The sequence below is a fragment of the Phenylobacterium sp. genome (assembly GCF_030646615.1).
Lineage (GTDB): Bacteria > Pseudomonadota > Alphaproteobacteria > Caulobacterales > Caulobacteraceae > Phenylobacterium.
The window spans coordinates 69,089-85,062 of the sequence record NZ_JAUSLG010000089.1 but is presented as its reverse complement, the minus strand read 5'-3'; the positions used below and the strand labels follow the sequence as shown (position 1 = coordinate 85,062).

The 15,974-nt window shown below is 69.0% G+C and carries 15 protein-coding genes; 4 read left to right on the top strand and 11 right to left on the bottom strand.

Annotated features, from left to right (window positions below; translation table 11 throughout):
• The 5 genes from Q7S93_RS15945 to Q7S93_RS15925 form a co-directional block, all read right to left on the bottom strand.
• Positions 1–347, bottom strand: a 347-nt coding sequence (locus Q7S93_RS15945) for a rod shape-determining protein (RefSeq protein WP_304714975.1), incomplete at its 3' end; no start/stop codon positions are given.
• Positions 348–845: 498 nt separating this feature from the next.
• Positions 846–1,727, bottom strand: a complete 882-nt coding sequence (locus Q7S93_RS15940; protein ID WP_304714972.1) for a DMT family transporter — start codon at positions 1,725–1,727, stop codon at positions 846–848.
• Positions 1,728–1,832: 105 nt separating this feature from the next.
• Positions 1,833–3,407 carry a 2-isopropylmalate synthase gene (locus Q7S93_RS15935; RefSeq protein ID WP_304714971.1) on the bottom strand — a complete coding sequence of 525 codons (1,575 nt, stop codon included), beginning with the start codon at positions 3,405–3,407 and terminating at the stop codon, positions 1,833–1,835.
• Between the two features lie 301 nt (positions 3,408–3,708).
• Entirely contained in the window at positions 3,709–4,446 is a 738-nt protein-coding gene (locus tag Q7S93_RS15930; RefSeq protein ID WP_304714980.1) for a TVP38/TMEM64 family protein, read from the bottom strand.
• 55 nt (positions 4,447–4,501) lie between these two features.
• A complete protein-coding gene (locus Q7S93_RS15925; protein ID WP_304714968.1) occupies positions 4,502–4,912 on the bottom strand; it encodes a hypothetical protein in 411 nt (136 codons plus the stop codon).
• 151 nt (positions 4,913–5,063) lie between these two features.
• On the opposite strand from Q7S93_RS15925, the gene Q7S93_RS15920 reads away from it, so the two are divergent.
• On the top strand, positions 5,064–6,266 hold the full coding sequence (locus tag Q7S93_RS15920) for a pyridoxal phosphate-dependent aminotransferase (RefSeq protein WP_304714967.1): 1,203 nt from the start codon (positions 5,064–5,066) through the stop codon (positions 6,264–6,266).
• Between the two features lie 57 nt (positions 6,267–6,323).
• Here Q7S93_RS15920 and Q7S93_RS15915 read toward each other — a convergent pair whose 3' ends face one another.
• Positions 6,324–6,560, bottom strand: a complete 237-nt coding sequence (locus Q7S93_RS15915; protein ID WP_304714966.1) for a DUF2171 domain-containing protein — start codon at positions 6,558–6,560, stop codon at positions 6,324–6,326.
• A 56-nt stretch (positions 6,561–6,616) separates the two neighbouring features.
• Positions 6,617–8,266, bottom strand: a complete 1,650-nt coding sequence (locus tag Q7S93_RS15910) for a CHASE domain-containing protein (protein WP_304714962.1) — start codon at positions 8,264–8,266, stop codon at positions 6,617–6,619.
• Between the two features lie 140 nt (positions 8,267–8,406).
• On the opposite strand from Q7S93_RS15910, the gene Q7S93_RS15905 reads away from it, so the two are divergent.
• Complete coding sequence (locus Q7S93_RS15905; RefSeq protein WP_304714959.1) at positions 8,407–8,586, top strand: DUF4169 family protein; 180 nt, start codon at positions 8,407–8,409, stop codon at positions 8,584–8,586.
• A gap of 12 nt (positions 8,587–8,598) precedes the next feature.
• Here the strand turns inward: Q7S93_RS15905 and Q7S93_RS15900 are convergent, their stop codons facing one another.
• Positions 8,599–9,366, bottom strand: a complete 768-nt coding sequence (locus Q7S93_RS15900; RefSeq protein ID WP_304714957.1) for a Coq4 family protein — start codon at positions 9,364–9,366, stop codon at positions 8,599–8,601.
• Positions 9,367–9,467: 101 nt separating this feature from the next.
• Here Q7S93_RS15900 and Q7S93_RS15895 point away from each other — a divergent pair, with 101 nt between their 5' ends.
• Positions 9,468–9,686 (top strand): ribbon-helix-helix domain-containing protein, encoded by a 219-nt coding sequence (locus Q7S93_RS15895; protein ID WP_304714954.1) that lies wholly within the window; start codon positions 9,468–9,470, stop codon positions 9,684–9,686.
• A gap of 52 nt (positions 9,687–9,738) precedes the next feature.
• On the opposite strand, the gene Q7S93_RS15890 is transcribed toward Q7S93_RS15895, so the two are convergent.
• Positions 9,739–12,033 carry a TonB-dependent receptor gene (locus tag Q7S93_RS15890; protein WP_304714950.1) on the bottom strand — a complete coding sequence of 765 codons (2,295 nt, stop codon included), beginning with the start codon at positions 12,031–12,033 and terminating at the stop codon, positions 9,739–9,741.
• A 433-nt stretch (positions 12,034–12,466) separates the two neighbouring features.
• Here Q7S93_RS15890 and Q7S93_RS15885 point away from each other — a divergent pair, with 433 nt between their 5' ends.
• Positions 12,467–14,257 (top strand): gamma-glutamyltransferase family protein, encoded by a 1,791-nt coding sequence (locus Q7S93_RS15885; protein ID WP_304714945.1) that lies wholly within the window; start codon positions 12,467–12,469, stop codon positions 14,255–14,257.
• Here Q7S93_RS15885 and Q7S93_RS15880 read toward each other — a convergent pair.
• The gene (locus Q7S93_RS15880; protein WP_304714942.1) at positions 14,239–15,594 is read right to left on the bottom strand and encodes an MFS transporter; all 1,356 of its coding nucleotides are present in this window, start codon (positions 15,592–15,594) and stop codon (positions 14,239–14,241) included. The genes Q7S93_RS15885 and Q7S93_RS15880 overlap by 19 nt on opposite strands.
• Positions 15,594–15,911 (bottom strand): non-heme iron oxygenase ferredoxin subunit, encoded by a 318-nt coding sequence (locus Q7S93_RS15875; RefSeq protein WP_304714939.1) that lies wholly within the window; start codon positions 15,909–15,911, stop codon positions 15,594–15,596. Before Q7S93_RS15875 ends, Q7S93_RS15880 begins: the two co-directional genes overlap by 1 nt.
• Positions 15,912–15,974 lie beyond the last annotated feature (63 nt).

Genomic DNA, 15,974 nt, shown 5'->3' with positions numbered 1-15,974 from the left:
GTGGCGCCGGACGGCACGCAGACGATGACCTTGGGGTTCACGAAGCCCTTGCGGTTGTGAACCTTGCGGATGAAGTACTTGATCATCTCCTCGGCGACTTCGAAGTCGGCGATGACCCCGTCGCGCATGGGGCGGATGGCTTCCATGTGGCCCGGCGTCCGGCCCAGCATCTGCTTGGCCTCGATGCCCACGGCGTGGACGATCTTCCGTCCGCCAATGTTTCGGAGCGCCACCACCGAAGGCTCGTTCAGCACGATGCCCTTGCCCTTCATATAGATGAGCGTGTTGGCGGTGCCGAGGTCGATGGCGATGTCGTTCGAGATGGCGCCGAAGAGGGACGAAATCATGCAGGGCCCTGGTGAAATGGGGGGCTTGGAGGACGCTATTCTACGACACCCCGACCCAATGAGCGCCGACTCAGGCGCGTGGGCGGATCAGGCTGTCGCGAGAAGGACTTGAGGTTCGTGTGCCCCGGCCCTTTGTTGATTTCAAGGCTTATTCATCCAAGGCCCCGCCGCCGCGGCGATACAGAGGCCAGCCCGTGGTGGAATTCAACCCAGGCATGCCGGCGCCCAGGCCCTGGCGGCCCCGATGGGCGAGCATCGCTTCGAACCCGATGGGCTCCGCAGGGGAAGCCAAAAGCCATGAAGGCCAAGGTCCCAGACGATCTGAGCCCCCGCGGCGCCGGAGCGCCTTCACCATGAGACACCGGACGCCGCGAGCTTCACAATGGATTTGGCTCGTCTCGCGCCAAAAAACGGGGGGGACGAAGAGCCGCGGACCCGCGAGGTCCTGAGGCCGTGCCGCCGCCGGGCCCGATTCGCTCCGGGTTCGGAAGACGCGCCCTAGCCTAGGGCGGTCAGGATCACCCCTGCAGCGGTGGCCGCGCCGGCCAGGGCCTGACGCAGGCTGAGTCGTTCCTGGAACAGGCGACGCCCTGCGGCGGCGGCGATCGGCGCCTCGATCACCCCCACCGCCCGGACCATGCCGGCCGGCGCCAGGGCCAGGGCCGAAAACCAGCAGGCTGAGGCTGCCGCCCCGAAGAACCCGGCCCCCAGGGACGAGCGCCAGGCCCGCGCCACGGCCGCCAGCGCCTGGGGCCGCGCCGCCGCCAGATAGGCCCCCAGGCCCAGCGTCTGCAGCGCCTGGGCCACGCACACCGCCGCGGTGGCCGCGTAGATCGGATAGTCGGGCTCCAGGGCCAGCCCCGCCTGACGATAGCCGTTCAGCGCCACGGCGAAGGCCGCGCCGGAGGCCAGGCCCATGGCGCTGCCGATCAGGGCGCCCCGGGCCGCCGCCCGGCCGGGCCAGGACAAGGCCACCAGCCCGACCGTGGTCAGGGCCACGCCTAGCCAGGCCTGCACGCTGAGACGGTCCCCGAAGACCACCAGCCCCATGAGGGCGGCCAGCGGCAGGGACGCCTGCTGCATGAAGGTCGCCACCGCAAAGCCTGAGCGGCGCATGGCCACCAGCAGGGCCGCTGTCGCCAGCACCTGGCCCAGGGCGCCGGCGCTCACCGCCCACCAGAACCTGGCGGTCGGCGTCGGATCAGCCAGGGGCGTCAGCACCGCCACCACCGCGAAGATCAGCAGGGCGAAGGGCAGGCCAAACAGGAAGCGGACGAGGGTCGCGCCCCACGGCCCGGCCTGGGTCATCAGACCGCGCTGCAGGGCGTTGCGCGCCACCTGCAGGGGCGCAGCGGCGATCGTCAGGACGATCCAGAGCATGGGGAAGCCTCGCCCCTCCCCCTTGCGGGGAGGGGTTGGGGTGGGGGCGCTGGCGCGATGTCAGAGCGCCGTCGAACGATCGGGGCGGAGCTCGCTTACAGACGTTCAGAAGCCGCTGGCGATGGCGTCCGGCGCGGTCTTTTCCTTGCGGGCGAAGAGGTTGTTCAAGGCGTTCACATAGGCCTTGGCCGAGGCCGTCAGGGTGTCGGTGTCGGCGGCCTGGCCGGTGGCGATGCGGCCATCCTCCTCCAGCCGGACCGAGACCTGGGCCTGGGCGTCGGTGCCCTCGGTCACCGCATGCACCTGGAACAGGCGCAGGATGGCGGTGTGCGGCACCACCTCGTGGATGGCGTTGAACACCGCGTCGACCGGGCCGTCGCCCGTGGCCGTGGCCGAGCGCTCGGCGCCTTCGACCGTCACGGTCAGGTGGGCCTCCTGCGGGCCTTCGGTGCCGGCGATCACCCGCAGCTGCTTGACCTGGATTCGGTCGGCGCCCGAGGCCAGGGCGTCGTCCACCAGGGCCACGATATCGTCGTCGAAGACGTGCTTCTTCTTGTCGGCCAGATCCTTGAAGCGCTGGAAGGCCTCGTTCAGGGCGTTCTGGCCCAGCTCATAGCCCAGCGCCTTCAGCTTCTCGCGGAAGGCGTGCCGGCCCGAATGCTTGCCCATGACCAGGTTGGAGCCGCCCTGCCCGACGCTTTCCGGCGTCATGATCTCGTAGGTGCCGCGGTCCTTCAGCATGCCGTCCTGGTGGATGCCGCTCTCATGGGCGAAGGCGTTCTTGCCGACGATCGCCTTGTTGAACTGCACCGGGAAGCCGGTGATGGCCGAGACGTATCGGCTGGCCCGGGTGATGTGCTGGGTCTCGGCCCCGGTGAAGTAGGGCAGACGGTCGCCGCGCACCTTCAGCGCCATGACCACCTCTTCCAGGGCCGCATTGCCGGCCCGCTCGCCGATGCCGTTGATCGCCACCTCGACCTGGCGCGCCCCGCCCTGCACGCCGGCCAGGCTGTTGGCCACGGCCAGGCCCAGGTCGTTGTGGCAGTGGGTGGACAGGATGATGTTGTCGACGCCGGGGACGTTCTCCACCAGGTCGCGGAAGATGGCCTCGTACTCCGACGGGTAGGAATAGCCCACCGTGTCGGGGATGTTCACCGTCTTGGCGCCGGCCTTGATGGCGGCCTCGACGCAGCGGCGCAGGAAGTCCTGTTCGGTGCGGGTGGCGTCCTGGGCCGACCATTCCACGTCGTCGCACAGGTTGCGGGCGTGGGTCACCGAGCGGGTGATGGCTTCCAGGATATCCTCCTGGCTCATCTTCAGGATGTGGTCGCGGTGCGAGGGGCTGGTGGACAGGAAGGTGTGGATGCGTCCGCGCTTGGCCGGGCGGATCGCCTCGGCGCAACGCTCGATGTCGATCGCCGCCGCCCGGGCCAGGCCGCAGACGGTGCTTTCGGTGACGATCTCGGAGATCTGGCGGACCGCCTCGAAGTCGCCATTGGAGGCGATGGGGAAGCCGGCCTCGATCACATCGACCCGCATCTCCTCCAGGATCTTGGCGAGTTCCAGCTTCTCCTCCAGGGACATGGAGGCGCCGGGCGACTGCTCGCCGTCACGCATGGTGGTGTCGAAAACGATGACGCGATCGCGTTCGGACGCGGCGTTGGAAGCTTGGAAAGTCATGTCAGGATCTCTTCGCGGGAGCTCATTCTAGAAAGGTCGGGCGGCGGGGTCATCCCCTGAGCGCCCGGCCCCGCGAACTTTCGCGCGAGCCTACAGAGGCGCCCAGGGGCGGCTAAGCCCCAGCGAACGGCCAAGAAGCAGGTTGTCGCGCTGCGTAGACATGGGCGGAATTCTTATCGAACCCCCATGAGCGGCGCAACAGAATTGCTCCAATTCCTCAGGACAGTCCCTCGGCGGCAAGAACCGTGCGCACCGTCGCGCTCAAGCCTCCGAATCTCCAGGCCAGGTCCGCGGGTGACGCTCAGCCGTCCCGTTCGGTCCCGCCGGCCTTCTGCGCCGCCGCCTCTCGAGACTTTAACCACTTGCGGGCGAACCAGCCCATGACCACCCAGCCGACGACGATGGCGACCAGCAGGCCGATGTGCCCGACCCCACCGCCCTTCATGGCCTGGGCGATGGAATTGCCGGCGAAGGCGGTGACGCCGATCTTCGGGATGATGCCGAGCGCCGTGCCGGCGAAGAAGTGGAACAGGCGCATGGGCGTGACGCCAGCGGCCATGTTGACGACGATGAAGGGCGCCGAGGGCACCAGCCGCACGATCAGGCTGGCCCAGAAGCCGTTGCGTCCGACCAGCGCCATGAACTGCCGCACGCCCTCACCGGCGAAGGCGTCCAGGACCCGGCCGCCCGCCACCCGGCCGATGAAGAAGCCCACCAGGGACGATACCAGGGTGCCGATCCAGCTGTAGGCGAAGCCGGTCCAGGGGCCGAAGGCGACCACGGCCGCGGCGATCAGGACGAACTGCGGCACGCCGACAAAGGCCAGCAGGGCGAAGGCCGCCACCGCGGTCGGCAGCGCCCAGGGGCTGTGGGCGGCCATGCCCAGCCAGTGCTCGACCGTCGCCTCGCCGTCGAAGCCCAGCACCTGGGCGCCGAACAGGAAGACCAGCCCCACGCCGCCAAACAGCACGAAGGAGATCGCCACGCCCCGCCAGGCGCGGGCGTCCATATTGGTCAGAAACCGGAACAGGCGGCGCATGGCCATGGCCTCGCCGATCCTGGGCCAGGGGTCAAGCGCGTCGCGGACGCGTCACTCAGGTCTCACAGCGGACCAGGCTGGGCGCCTCGCCCGACGGGGCCCCTTCAACGCTCATGGTTCGCCCGGCCGGACCAAAGCTCAGATGCAGCCGCCGGCTCTCGGGCGGCGCCTGCGAGGTGCACAGCGCAGCGATCTCATAGCCGTCGTCCAGGGCCGCAACGCCTTCGAACCGGCAAGCGACATCGCCGGGCGCCGACAGGCCATCATGACGAAAGTCCCAGGCGCGGCTTGCGCACATGGCCGGGCTGGCCGCCCAGCGCCCCACATAGGCCGGCTGGCCCGTGGCGTCGGAAACCGGCGCATCGGCCGTGGCGGACGGTTCGGGCGCGAGGCTTGGTGCTGGCGGGGCTTCACCGCAGGCGGCGAGCGGCGTGAGCAAGGCAAGGACGAGGATCGATCGGATCATGGAGGCCTTCTGGCGTCGGGCGGCTCTTCTGTGGCCCAGGCGCAAACGGCTGCGCCTATCGCGCTGTTCCCGCCGCGCCTGGGTTTGCGCGGCGCAGGCCTTAGGATAAACCCGCCATCTCCGCCACCCGCTCCAGAGAGAGTCCGTCTCCATGTCGCTGCAATCGTCCACGCTCGCCCGCGTCAAGCCGTCCGCCACCATGGCGACCGACCAGAAGGCGCGTGAACTGAAAGCCCAGGGCCGCGACATCATCAGCCTGGGGGCCGGGGAACCCGACTTCGATACGCCGCAGAATATCAAGGATGCGGCCATCAAGGCCATTCAGGACGGCAAGACCAAGTACACCACGGTCGACGGCATCCCCGAGCTGAAGGAGGCCATCGTCGCCAAGTTCGCCCGGGAAAACGGCCTGACCTACAAGGCCAGCCAGGTGAACGTCTCGCCGGGCGGCAAGCCGGTGATCTTCAACGCCATGATGGCCACCCTGAACCCCGGCGATGAGGTGGTTATCCCCACGCCCTACTGGGTGAGCTATCCCGACATGGTGCTCCTGGCCGGCGGCACGCCGGTGTTTGCGCCGACCACGGCCGAGACCGGTTTCAAGCTGCGGCCGGAGGACCTGGACAGGGCGATCACGGCCAGGACCCGCTGGGTGTTCCTGAACTCGCCGTCCAACCCCTCCGGCGCGGCCTATACCCGGGCCGAGCTGAAGGCCCTGGCCGACGTGCTGATGCGCCACCCCGACGTGTGGATCCTCACCGACGACATGTACGAGCACCTGTTGTTCGACGACATGGAATTCGTGACCATCGCCCAGGTCGAGCCCGGGCTCTATGACCGCACGCTGACCATGAACGGGGTCTCCAAGGCCTACGCCATGACCGGCTGGCGGATCGGCTACGCCGCCGGCCCCGAGCCGCTGATCAAGCTGATGGCCAAGGTCATGAGCCAGTCGACCTCCAACCCCTCGTCTGTGTCACAGTGGGCGGCGGTCGAGGCGTTGAACGGCCCGCAGGACTTCATCAAGCCCAACGCCAAGCTCTTCCAGAGCCGCCGCGACCTGGTGGTGTCGATGCTGAACCAGGCCACCGGCCTGAAGTGCCCGACGCCGGAGGGCGCCTTCTATGTCTATCCGTCCTGCGAAGGGCTGATCGGCAAGACTGCGCCCAGCGGAAATGTCATCGCCTCGGACAAGGACTTCGCCAACGAACTGCTGGAGGCCGAGGGCGTGGCGGTGGTGTTCGGTGAGGCGTTCGGGCTGTCGCCCTTCTTCCGCATCTCCTACGCCACCAGCAATGCGGTGCTGGAAGACGCCTGCGGCCGCATCCAGCGCTTCTGCGCCTCGGTCAAATAGGCGAACGGCCCCTCCGCATCGGAGGGGCCGAACCGCCCACAGGGCCGTTGGTGGAACCTAGTGCTTTTCGCGCCAGGAGGACTTGGCCGCGTCCTTGGTGAGGTTCAGGCGGACCTTGTCGTCCTCGATCCGGTCGACCCAAGTGATGGGAATCATGTGGTGCTTGAGGCCGGCGCCCATGTCGAACTTGGCCAGCTCGATCTCCGTGCCGACCACGTGATCGACGCGGCCGACGTGCTCGCCGTCCGAACCCACGACTTCCATGTGTTCCTTGATTTCAGCGGCTTGGATCATCTTGCATCTCCGTCTTGAGGGACTTGCAAGACGAACGCCCTCGGACCCGATCAGGTTCACGCCACCTTGCCGACCGCCATCATCTCGGCGGCCACCTGGCGCGGCGTCAGGAAGGTGATCACACAGCGCACGCCCTGGGCCGGGAAGGTCAGGTCCACCTCTCCGTCCAACTGATGGGCGAGGCCGCCGACGATCAGGCGAGAGCCGAAGCCTCGCCGCTTTGGCGGCGTCACCGGCGGTCCCCCCTGCTCCTCCCAGATAAGGGTCAGACGCTCCTGCTCGGCGGTCGCCTCGGACAGGGTCCATTCCAGGGCGACATGGCCCGTGGGGTTGGAGAGCGCGCCATACTTCACGGCGTTGGTGGTGAGTTCGTGCAGGGCCATGCTCATGGCCACGGCGGTATTGGGCGACAGCCAGACCGCCGGTCCGATGATCTCGATCCGCGCCCCGTCCGGCCCGGCATAGGGACGAAGCTCGATCTCGGCCAGCTCAGCCAGGTTGGCGCCGCGCCAGGCGTCCCGCGTCAGCAGGTTGTGGGCGTGGGAGAGCGCGATCAGCCGATCCTCGAAATTGCGCCGCACGCTTTCCACATCGCCGGTCTGGCGCAGGCTCTGGGCGGCGATCGACTGCACGGTCGCCAAGGTGTTCTTGACCCGGTGGTTCAGCTCGTCGAGCAGCAGCTTCTGCCGGGCCTCAATGGCGATGCGGGCGGCCAGTTCCCGCTCTGCGGCCATGCGGGCCTTGCCCTGGCGCCAGGTGGCGACGGCCACCAGGCCCGTCGCCAGCAGGCCGCCGCAGGCAAAGATCCACGCCAGCTCATGGGCGGCGCTGAAGCCAAAGCCGGGCCCCGCCCGATAGACGATCGTCCAGGTTCCGCCGGCCACCGACACCTGGCGCACCGCGAACAGGCCCGACGCCTGGCCGGCGTCGAGGGCGCTGGCGGGGGCGCTGGCGGCCAGGAGGTTATCGGGCGCGATCTCGCCATTGTAGACGGCGTAGTCGAACTCCCTCTGGTCGATCCCGTCGAAAACCGCCTGCAGGAGATCGCCGGCGCGGAATGGCGCATAGAGGAAGCCTGCCAGGGCGCTGCGCCGCGCCTCCAGGGTCGCCGGCGGGGCGCCGCCGGCATAGACCGGCTCATAGATCAGGAATCCAGCCTGCCTGTGCTCGTCGATTTCCTGGACGAGCTCGACCTTGCCGGACATGGCGGCGAGACCTGTGTCTCGCGCCCGGCTCATGGCCTCGCGGCGCACCGGCTCGGCGTACATGTCCAGGCCGATGGCCATCCGGTTGCGGGCGTCCTCGGGCTCCAGGAAGAGCACGGCGTGCCGCGCTTCGGCCCCGCCGCGCTCTGGCGTGATCTGCGCCGAATAGCCCAGCCCCTGGATGCCGCCATAGCGCCCGCCCAGGTCCACACGCTCGGCGAAAGCCCGAAACTCGTCGCGGGTCACCGTCTGGCTGGCGGCGAAGAGTCCCGCCCCCGCATGGAGGATGGCGACATAGGTCTGGAGCTGGCCGCCCAGGGCGTCATTGGCCTGATCGGCGAGGCTGTCGAACCGTTGGCGGTCGCGGACATCCCCGACCCGGTCGACCATCAAGGCCCCCGACAGGGTCGCGGCCAGGCCCAGGGCGACGATCAGGATGGGGAGGACCGGCGTCGTGCGACGCAGCCGCCGAAGCGCCGTCGAAAACGAACTGCCGGCCAAATCGGGCCCCTCTTCACCTCGCCTCTGAGTGCACCATTCGCGCATCCGTGTCGAGGATGGGCCGACCTCGGATGATGTTGCGCCATCTTGCGAAATGCGGCCGTCCGGCGCAGGCTTTGGGCGACCGGTGGAGAAGACCGATGGGCGAAATCGTCAATCTGAACAAGGTTCGCAAGGCCCGGGACAAGGCCGCGACTCAGGCTCAGGCCAAGGTCAATCGCGCCAGCCATGGCCGCGCCAAGGCCCAGACCCTGGCCGAACAGCTGGAAGCTGAGCGCCAGCGCCGCAAACTCGACCAGTCCCGCCTCGACGACGACTGATCGGCGCCTTCCTTAAGCCTGGGCTTCGTCGCGGGCTTCCGGCGGGATGGCGTGATAGATGGTGGGCGGTGTGATGTTCAGCCGCCGGCGCGCGGCGTCCAGGGGCTCAGCCATCAGGGCCTCATAGTCCTCCCCCAGCAGCCAGGCCGCGGCCTTGCCCCGCTGATAGCCCTGCCAGATCGCCTTGGCGTAGGGATGCCTGGCCTTGCGGCCGCGCAGGGCGCCGCCCACCGCGATCAGCGCCCAGCCAAGACCCCGGGTCTGGGCGTAGGAAAAGGCCACCAGGCACCCCTCCCCCAGACCGTCGCGATGATAGCCGCTGAGGATATGCCAGATGTCATGCACGTCCCGGGTGCGGCGGCCGAACCAGGCATAGGGATGCATCACCTCGATCGGCTTGGCCCCCATCCGGCTGATCTCAGCCAGGCCCTCGGCCGACAGCTGCTCGCTGCGGATGAAGTCGCGATAGGCGTGGCCCACCGAGCCCAGGGGCAGGCTGTCGAGCCAGGCGTCGTCCATCAGCCGGGGCGCCAGCTCGGTGCGCTCATAGGCGATGCGGCCGCCCTGCGGGGTCTCCAGCAGACGGTGATAGCCCCAGGCCGATGACCGGCCGTTCAGGGCGCGCATGATCTCGAAGACCTGGAGGGTGTCTTCCTTGTCGGCCAGCAGGCGCCGCAGGGCCTTGAGCGCCGCGCCCCATTGCAGCCGGGGCTTGGGCAGGCGCTCGGGCGCTGGGGCTCGGGCCGAGGCGGGGGCGTAGCTGTCGGTGGCGAGGCTCATGCATGCATCTCCCGGTCAGACGCCGAAAGATGACGCCTGCGTCACTCTCGATCAATGCCAAGAAGCATTGCCGCGGGGTTTCGACCGCGCAAGATAGGCCGATGGCGCGCTTGAAGAAGAGATCCGTCCTGCTGGCCGGCCACGCCACCTCCGTGGCCCTGGAGCCGGAATTCTGGGGGGCGCTGGAGGACGTGGCCGCCCATCGGGGCCTGAGCCTGGCCGCCCTGGTGACCGAGATCGACCTGGCCCGCGGCGACCAGGGCCTGGCCTCGGCCTGCCGGCTGGCCGTGCTGGCCCATCTGACCGCCAAGCCCGGTTAGCGCCTCGGCGCAGGAGCCGCCCCCCGGCTGGGCGACGGCTCCCCTCACCCGATCAGAAGGTGCTGCTGACCCGCACGCCGAAGCTGCGCGGGCGCGGCGAGAAGACCCGGATGCCGTCGGGGGATTCCACGACGCCGATATAGGCCGCCTCGTTGCCGAGATTGTTGCCGAACACCGCCAGGTCCCAGTTGTCCCGGCGCAGGCCGACCTTGGCGTTGACCAGGGTGTAGGCCGGCAGCTTGGTGTAATACTGGTTCTGGCTGTTGAAGGTGGTGAAGGACTCCCCGCGATAGGCGAGGCCCCCCTGGACATAGCCGTCCAGGCCATAGGCCAGGGGCTGTTCGTAGCTGGCCTGCAGCGAATAGGACCAGTTGGGCGTCAGCGGGATGTCGTCGCCCTCATAGCCGAAGGTGCCGGCGGCGAAGACGTCGGCCGGCAGGTCCTCGGCCAGCTTGGCGTCCACATAGTTGATGCTGCCGGCGATGTTCAGGCCCGGCATCGGATCGAACGAGCCGTTCAGCTCGACGCCGTTCACCTCGGTCTTGCCCGCATTGATCGTATAGCCGAAGGCGCCGGCCGCCTGGGCCGAGAGCTGCTGGTCGCTCCAGTCGATCCGGTAGATCGACAGGTCGGCATAGAGCCGGCGGTCGAGCCAGTAGGTCTTCACGCCGGCCTCGTAGTTCCACAGGCTGTCGGGATTGTAGGTGCCCGGGAAGACGACCCCGGCCTGCTCGGCCAGGGAGGTGGCGGTGTTCACCCCGCCCAGCCGGAAGCCCGAGGCGGCGCGGGCATAGAGGTTGATGTCCGGCGTCGCCTTCCACATCAGCGAGTAGTTGTAGCTGGTGTGCGAGTTCGAGCCGCGGCTGTCGCCGGTGATCGAGGGCGTGGTCACCTGGCCGAAGATGTAGTCCGGGAACACGGTCTGCAGATTGACCACCGTGTCGTGGATGCTGGCTTCGAAATAGCGGATGCCAACGGTGGCGGTCAGGGTGTCGGTGATCGCATAGTCGCCCTGGGCGAACAGGGCGTACTGGCCCACGCCGCGCTTGGTGCGGGTGCCGAACTCATAGAGGCTGTTGCCGCGGCCCGGCTCGTGCAGGCCCTTGGCCACGCATTCCCCATAGCTGTAGCAGAGCGCCGTGCCGGTCGAGGTCGCGAGCACGGAATTGGTCTGGTAGGTGCTCTGGCTGTTTTCGTAATAGCCGCCGGTCACCAGCTGGAACGGCCCGTCGAAGTCCGACGAGAAGCGCAGCTCCGAGACCACATTGCGGAAGTCCACCGAGGCGATGAACAGGGTCGAGCCCGGCAGGCCGAAGCTGTTGGCCGTCGGCGTGCTGTCCTTGGGATTGGTGACCCGCTGGCTCGAATAGGAGGTCGAGGCGATCACCGAGCCAAAGCCCAGGTCGTATTCGCCGGTCACCGAAAACAGGTTGTAGTTGTCCCGGTAGAACTCGATCGTCGGCGAACTGGTCTCATAGGCGCCGTCAGCCTGCAGCCAGGCCTGGGTGCCGTCGACATCGATCTCCTGATGCAGCGCCAGGGCGGTGAGGTTGAAATTGTCAGTGGGGCGCCAGAGGCCGACAATCCGCCCGCCCTTCACATGGGCGTTGTTGTTGTTCTCGTACAACGCGCCGTTGATCGTCTGGTCCACATAGCCGCCGCCGCTCTCGCCCCAGCCGGTGATGCGGACGCCCAGGGTGTCCTCGATGATCGGCACGTTGAGGGTCGCCGAGCCTTCGAAGACCTCGTCGCCGCCCTTGACCGTGGCGGCCGAAGCCTCGACCCGGCCGCCGAACTCGAACAGGTCGGGCTTGCGGGTGATCACCCGCAGGGTGCCGCTCATGGAGCTGGAGCCGAAAAGGGTGCCCTGAGGACCCTTCAGGACTTCGACGTGCTGGATGTCGTGCAGGCGAACGCCCGGCTTGCCGTCGCCCAGGATGTTGCCGCCCAGGCCGCCCACCAGGGGCGCTTCGTCGAGATAGACGCCAGACGTGGCGCCGACGTTCGACTCGATGCCGCGGATCACCACCTTGGTCTGAGAGGCGCCGAAGCTCTGGACGTTCAGGGACGGATCCAGGCGGGTCAGGTCCTGCAGGGAGCTGATCCCCTGCTCTTCCAGCTGCTGGCCGGAAAAGGCGGTGACGGCCAGCGGCGTGTCGGCCACCGAGACCGCGCCACGGCGGGCGGCGGTGACCACCAGCTCCGACAGGGTCTCAGCCGCGGCTACGTCCTGGGCCTGGGCCTGTCCGGCCATCAGGCCCAGCGCCACCGCGCTGGTTGAGGCCAGAAGGCCCAGGGACCGGCGAAGCCGGGAGCCGCCAGGGCGGCGCAGTGCGGTGTGCGACATGATGATCTATCCCCAATCTATGTCTTGCAGCAGGGCGGCCCCCGGGGAGACGCTGACGTGACGCTTGGTTTTTCTGCGCCCCGTCATGCCCCCGTCTCCATTCGAAGGCCGTGTAGTTTGTCTGACAAACCTACAGTCATACATGGTGGGCGCCCTGCTGACGCCGTCCGCATCCGGTCGATTTCCGCCTGACGCCGAAAGCTTGGGCGCCCGGCTTTGCCTTTGTGCAGGCGACGGGCGCCTCCGCCCCAAACAGGAGCCTCTGGTGGGGGCTGGGGGCCCTTGCCGGCGCGAAAATTCGTAGGAGCCCGCCGCTGATTTCAGCCGCTGGTCACATCCCAGGCGCCCATCCCGCCGCAGATTATATTGTATGACAATCATATTGACCCCTGCGGCGGCGCGGGCGAGGTCGAAGGACAGTCAGGAGCCCGCCATGTTCACCACCCGCCCGGAAATCCGCGGCACCTTCGGCGTCGTCACCTCCACCCACTGGATCGCCTCGCAGGTGGGCATGGCCATGCTGGAGCGCGGCGGCAACGCCTTCGACGCCGCCGTGGCGGCCGGCTTCTGCCTGCAGGTGGTGGAGCCCCATCTGTGCGGCCCGGCCGGCGAGGTCCCGATCATCTTCCACAGCGCCGCCACGGGGAAGATCGAGGTGCTCTGCGGCCAGGGTCCGGCGCCGGCTGGGGCGACCATCGCGGCCTTCCGCGACCTGGGCCTCGACGCCGTGCCGGGCTCAGGCCTGATCTCGGCGGTGGTCCCCGGGTCCTTCGGCGCCTGGCTGACCCTGCTGCGCGATCACGGCCGCCTGCGTCTGGAAGAGGTCATGGCCCCGGCCATCGGCTATGCCGAGCACGGCCACCCCCTGTTGCCGGGCGTCTCCCGGGCCCTGGCCGAACTGAAAGAGGCCTTCACCACCGAATGGCCGAGCTCAGCGCCGGTCTGGCTGCCGGGCGGCGAAGCGCCCCCTGCCCACGCCCTGTTCGCCAACCCGACCCTGGCGGCCACCTGGAAGCGGATCCTCGCCGAAGCCGGCCAGGGCTCGCGCGAGGTCCAGATCGAGCGGGCCCTGGCCGCCTGGTACGAGGGTTTTGTCGCCGAGGCCATCGACCGGTTCGGCCAGGCCGAGGCCCTGATGGATTCCAGCGGCCGGCGCCACAGGGCGCTGCTGCGCGGTCAGGACATGGCCGGCTGGCGCCCCGCCTATGAGGCGCCCGCCACGCTGGACTATCACGGCTGGACGATCTGCAAGACGCAGCCCTGGGGCCAGGGGCCGGTGCTGCTGCAGGCCCTGGCCCTGCTGCGGGGCTTTGATGTGGGAGCCCTGGATCCCAATGGCGCGGACTTCGCCCACCTGGTGCTGGAGGCCGCCAAGCTCGCCTTCGCCGACCGCGAGGCCTATTACGGCGACCCCGATTTCGTGCAGGTTCCGCTCGACGCCCTGCTCAGCGAGGCCTACGCGGCTGGCCGTCGTGGTCTTATCGGAGAGGCGGCGTCCCGCGAGCTGCGGCCCGGCGTGCTGCCCGGTTTCGAGAGCCAGGTCGCCCGGTCCCTCGCCATGGTCCGCGTGGCCTCCGGGGAAGGCGGCGGCCTTGGCGTGGGCGAGCCGACCATGGCCCATCTCAAGCCCACCCTGAAGCCCGGCGACACGGTGCATCTCGACGTCATCGATTCCTGGGGCAACATGGTCTCGGCCACCCCGTCCGGCGGCTGGCCGCAGTCCTCGCCGACCATTCCGGGCCTGGGCTTCGCCCTGAACACCCGGGCGCAGATGTTCTGGCTGACCGAGGGCCTGCCGGCCAGCCTGGCGCCGGGCAAGCGCCCCCGCACGACGCTGACCCCGACACTGGCCCTGCATGAGGGCCGGCCGGCCCTGGTCTGCGGCACCCCGGGCGGCGACCAGCAGGACCAGTGGCAGCTCGCCCTCTTGCTGCGCCGGATCCATCACGGGCTGGGGCTGCAGCAGGCCATCGACATGCCGCTGTTCCACACCGTCCACTTCCCGTCCTCCTTCTATCCGCGGGAGGCCATGCCGGGCGTCTCGGTGGCTGAGGAGTCCATGGGCGAGGCGGTCATCGCCGACCTGCGCCACAGGGGCCACGACCTGCAGATCGCGCCGGCCTGGTCGGCGGGCCGGCTGACCGCGGCCGAGCGCGGCGCCGACGGCGTCCTGCGCGCCGCCGCCACGCCCCGCCTGATGCAGGCCTACGCCGTCGGCCGCTGAGGGGCGCTCGCCAGGGCGCGGAAGCTGGGACGGCCGAGCGTGATCAGGCCAGCGGCGATCAGGCCGGCGATCAGGCCGACCAGGCCCATGGAACGGCCCACCGCCATGGGATCGGCGAACCCATAGTCAGTCAGCAGCGCCACGGCGGTGGGGCCGATCCCCATGCCGATCAGGTTCAGGGCCAGCATATAGACCGCAGCGATCCGTCCCCGCAGGTCCGGCGGACAGATGATCTGCAGGGCGGCGGGCGCAGCCCCCATGGGGAACATCATCATGAAGATCGCCCCATAGAGGATGACCACCGTCGCCGCGGTCCCAGGCGACAGGACCAGGCCGCTGAGCAGGGCGGCGGCCCCCAGGGCGCCGATCAGGGCCATGCGCAGATTGGCGTCGAGCCGCCCCGCCGCCAGCCAGCGGTCAGCCACCCAGCCGCCGAGCAGCAGGCCGGCGCAGCCCGGGCCGAGGAAGCCCAGGCCCAGGATCAGGCCGATCTGCCCCTGCTCCAGCTGGTGGACACGGCCGAGCAAGGTCGGCGCCCAGGCGCTGAGGCCGTGGAAGGCGATGTTCACCACCGAACAGCCGACGATCACCACCCCATAGGCCCGCCAGTGCCGGCGAAGCGCCTCCAGCGCTGCGGCCGGCCGGGCGGCGAGGGAGGGTCCGGCCACGGCGGGCGCGGCGGCCTTGCGCCGGGGCTCGGCCACCGCCAGCACCAGCAGCGCCACCAGCAGGCCCGGCGCGCCGACCACCAGGAAGACCAGCCGCCAGCCGCTGAATTCCCCCAGCAGGGGCAGGCTGACCGGCGGAAGGCCCGACACCGCCATGATGGTCCAGCCGCCGATCAGGAAGGCGAGGCCCGAACCGAAGCAGGCGCCCATGGCGTAGACGCCCTGGGCCCGGCTGCGATGCTCGGGCTTGAAGAGGTCGGGGATCAGGGAATAGGCGGCCGGCGACAGGGTCGCCTCGCCCGCGGCCACGCCGATGCGCGCCGCCAGCAGGCTCCAATAGTTGCCCGCCGCGCCGCAAAGCACGGTCATGACGCTCCAGATCGCCACGCCCGCGGCGGCCAGGCCGCGCCGGCTGCCCTTGTCGACGATCATGCCGAAGGGCAGGCCCAGGGCGGTGTAGAAGATGGCGAAGGCCAGGCCGGTCAACAGGCTGATCTGGGTGTCGCTGAGATGGAGCTCGGCCTTGATCGGCCCCACCAGCATGGCCAGGATCGTCCGGTCGATGAACGAGAAGGTGTAGGCCAGCACCAGGATGGCCAGGGAGGACGAGGCCCGCGCCAGGCTCGGATAGGCGGCCGTCGCCGGCAGGACTTCGCCCGGGGCGGACATCAGGCGGCCCCGTCCAGGAGCCAGACGTCGCCGCCCTCGACCTCGACCTTGAAGGTCTTCAGCGGGAACTTGCACGGCAGGCTGCAGGCCTTGCCCGAGCGGACATTGAAGCTGCCCCCATGCATGGGGCAGAAGATCACCTCGCCCTCAAGGCGGCCCTCCGACAGCGACGCGATGGCGTGGGTGCATTCGTCCTCGACAGCCAGGAAGGCGCCGTCCACATGGCAGAGCGCGATGGGGTCCATGCCCTCGGGCTCCACCTTCAGGATCTGACCCTCATCCACATCCGCCGCCGCGCACAGTCGAATTCGCCCCATTTCACAGCCTTCCAGAATCGTAAGCCCAGACACAAAACACCGGCCGCGACCGGCTAGGCCTCG

Excerpts from the sequence above, each read along its gene's own strand:
- Q7S93_RS15940 (WP_304714972.1), bottom strand. The coding sequence starts at position 1,727 with ATGCTCTGGATCGTCCTGACGATCGCCGCTGCGCCCCTGCAGGTGGCG.
- Q7S93_RS15935 (WP_304714971.1), bottom strand. The coding sequence starts at position 3,407 with ATGACTTTCCAAGCTTCCAACGCCGCGTCCGAACGCGATCGCGTCATC.
- Q7S93_RS15930 (WP_304714980.1), bottom strand. The coding sequence starts at position 4,446 with ATGCGCCGCCTGTTCCGGTTTCTGACCAATATGGACGCCCGCGCCTGG.
- Q7S93_RS15925 (WP_304714968.1), bottom strand. The coding sequence starts at position 4,912 with ATGATCCGATCGATCCTCGTCCTTGCCTTGCTCACGCCGCTCGCCGCC.
- Q7S93_RS15920 (WP_304714967.1), top strand. The coding sequence starts at position 5,064 with ATGTCGCTGCAATCGTCCACGCTCGCCCGCGTCAAGCCGTCCGCCACC.
- Q7S93_RS15915 (WP_304714966.1), bottom strand. The coding sequence starts at position 6,560 with ATGATCCAAGCCGCTGAAATCAAGGAACACATGGAAGTCGTGGGTTCG.
- Q7S93_RS15905 (WP_304714959.1), top strand. The coding sequence starts at position 8,407 with ATGGGCGAAATCGTCAATCTGAACAAGGTTCGCAAGGCCCGGGACAAG.
- Q7S93_RS15900 (WP_304714957.1), bottom strand. The coding sequence starts at position 9,366 with ATGAGCCTCGCCACCGACAGCTACGCCCCCGCCTCGGCCCGAGCCCCA.
- Q7S93_RS15895 (WP_304714954.1), top strand. The coding sequence starts at position 9,468 with ATGGCGCGCTTGAAGAAGAGATCCGTCCTGCTGGCCGGCCACGCCACC.
- Q7S93_RS15890 (WP_304714950.1), bottom strand. The coding sequence starts at position 12,033 with ATGTCGCACACCGCACTGCGCCGCCCTGGCGGCTCCCGGCTTCGCCGG.
- Q7S93_RS15885 (WP_304714945.1), top strand. The coding sequence starts at position 12,467 with ATGTTCACCACCCGCCCGGAAATCCGCGGCACCTTCGGCGTCGTCACC.
- Q7S93_RS15880 (WP_304714942.1), bottom strand. The coding sequence starts at position 15,594 with ATGTCCGCCCCGGGCGAAGTCCTGCCGGCGACGGCCGCCTATCCGAGC.
- Q7S93_RS15875 (WP_304714939.1), bottom strand. The coding sequence starts at position 15,911 with ATGGGGCGAATTCGACTGTGCGCGGCGGCGGATGTGGATGAGGGTCAG.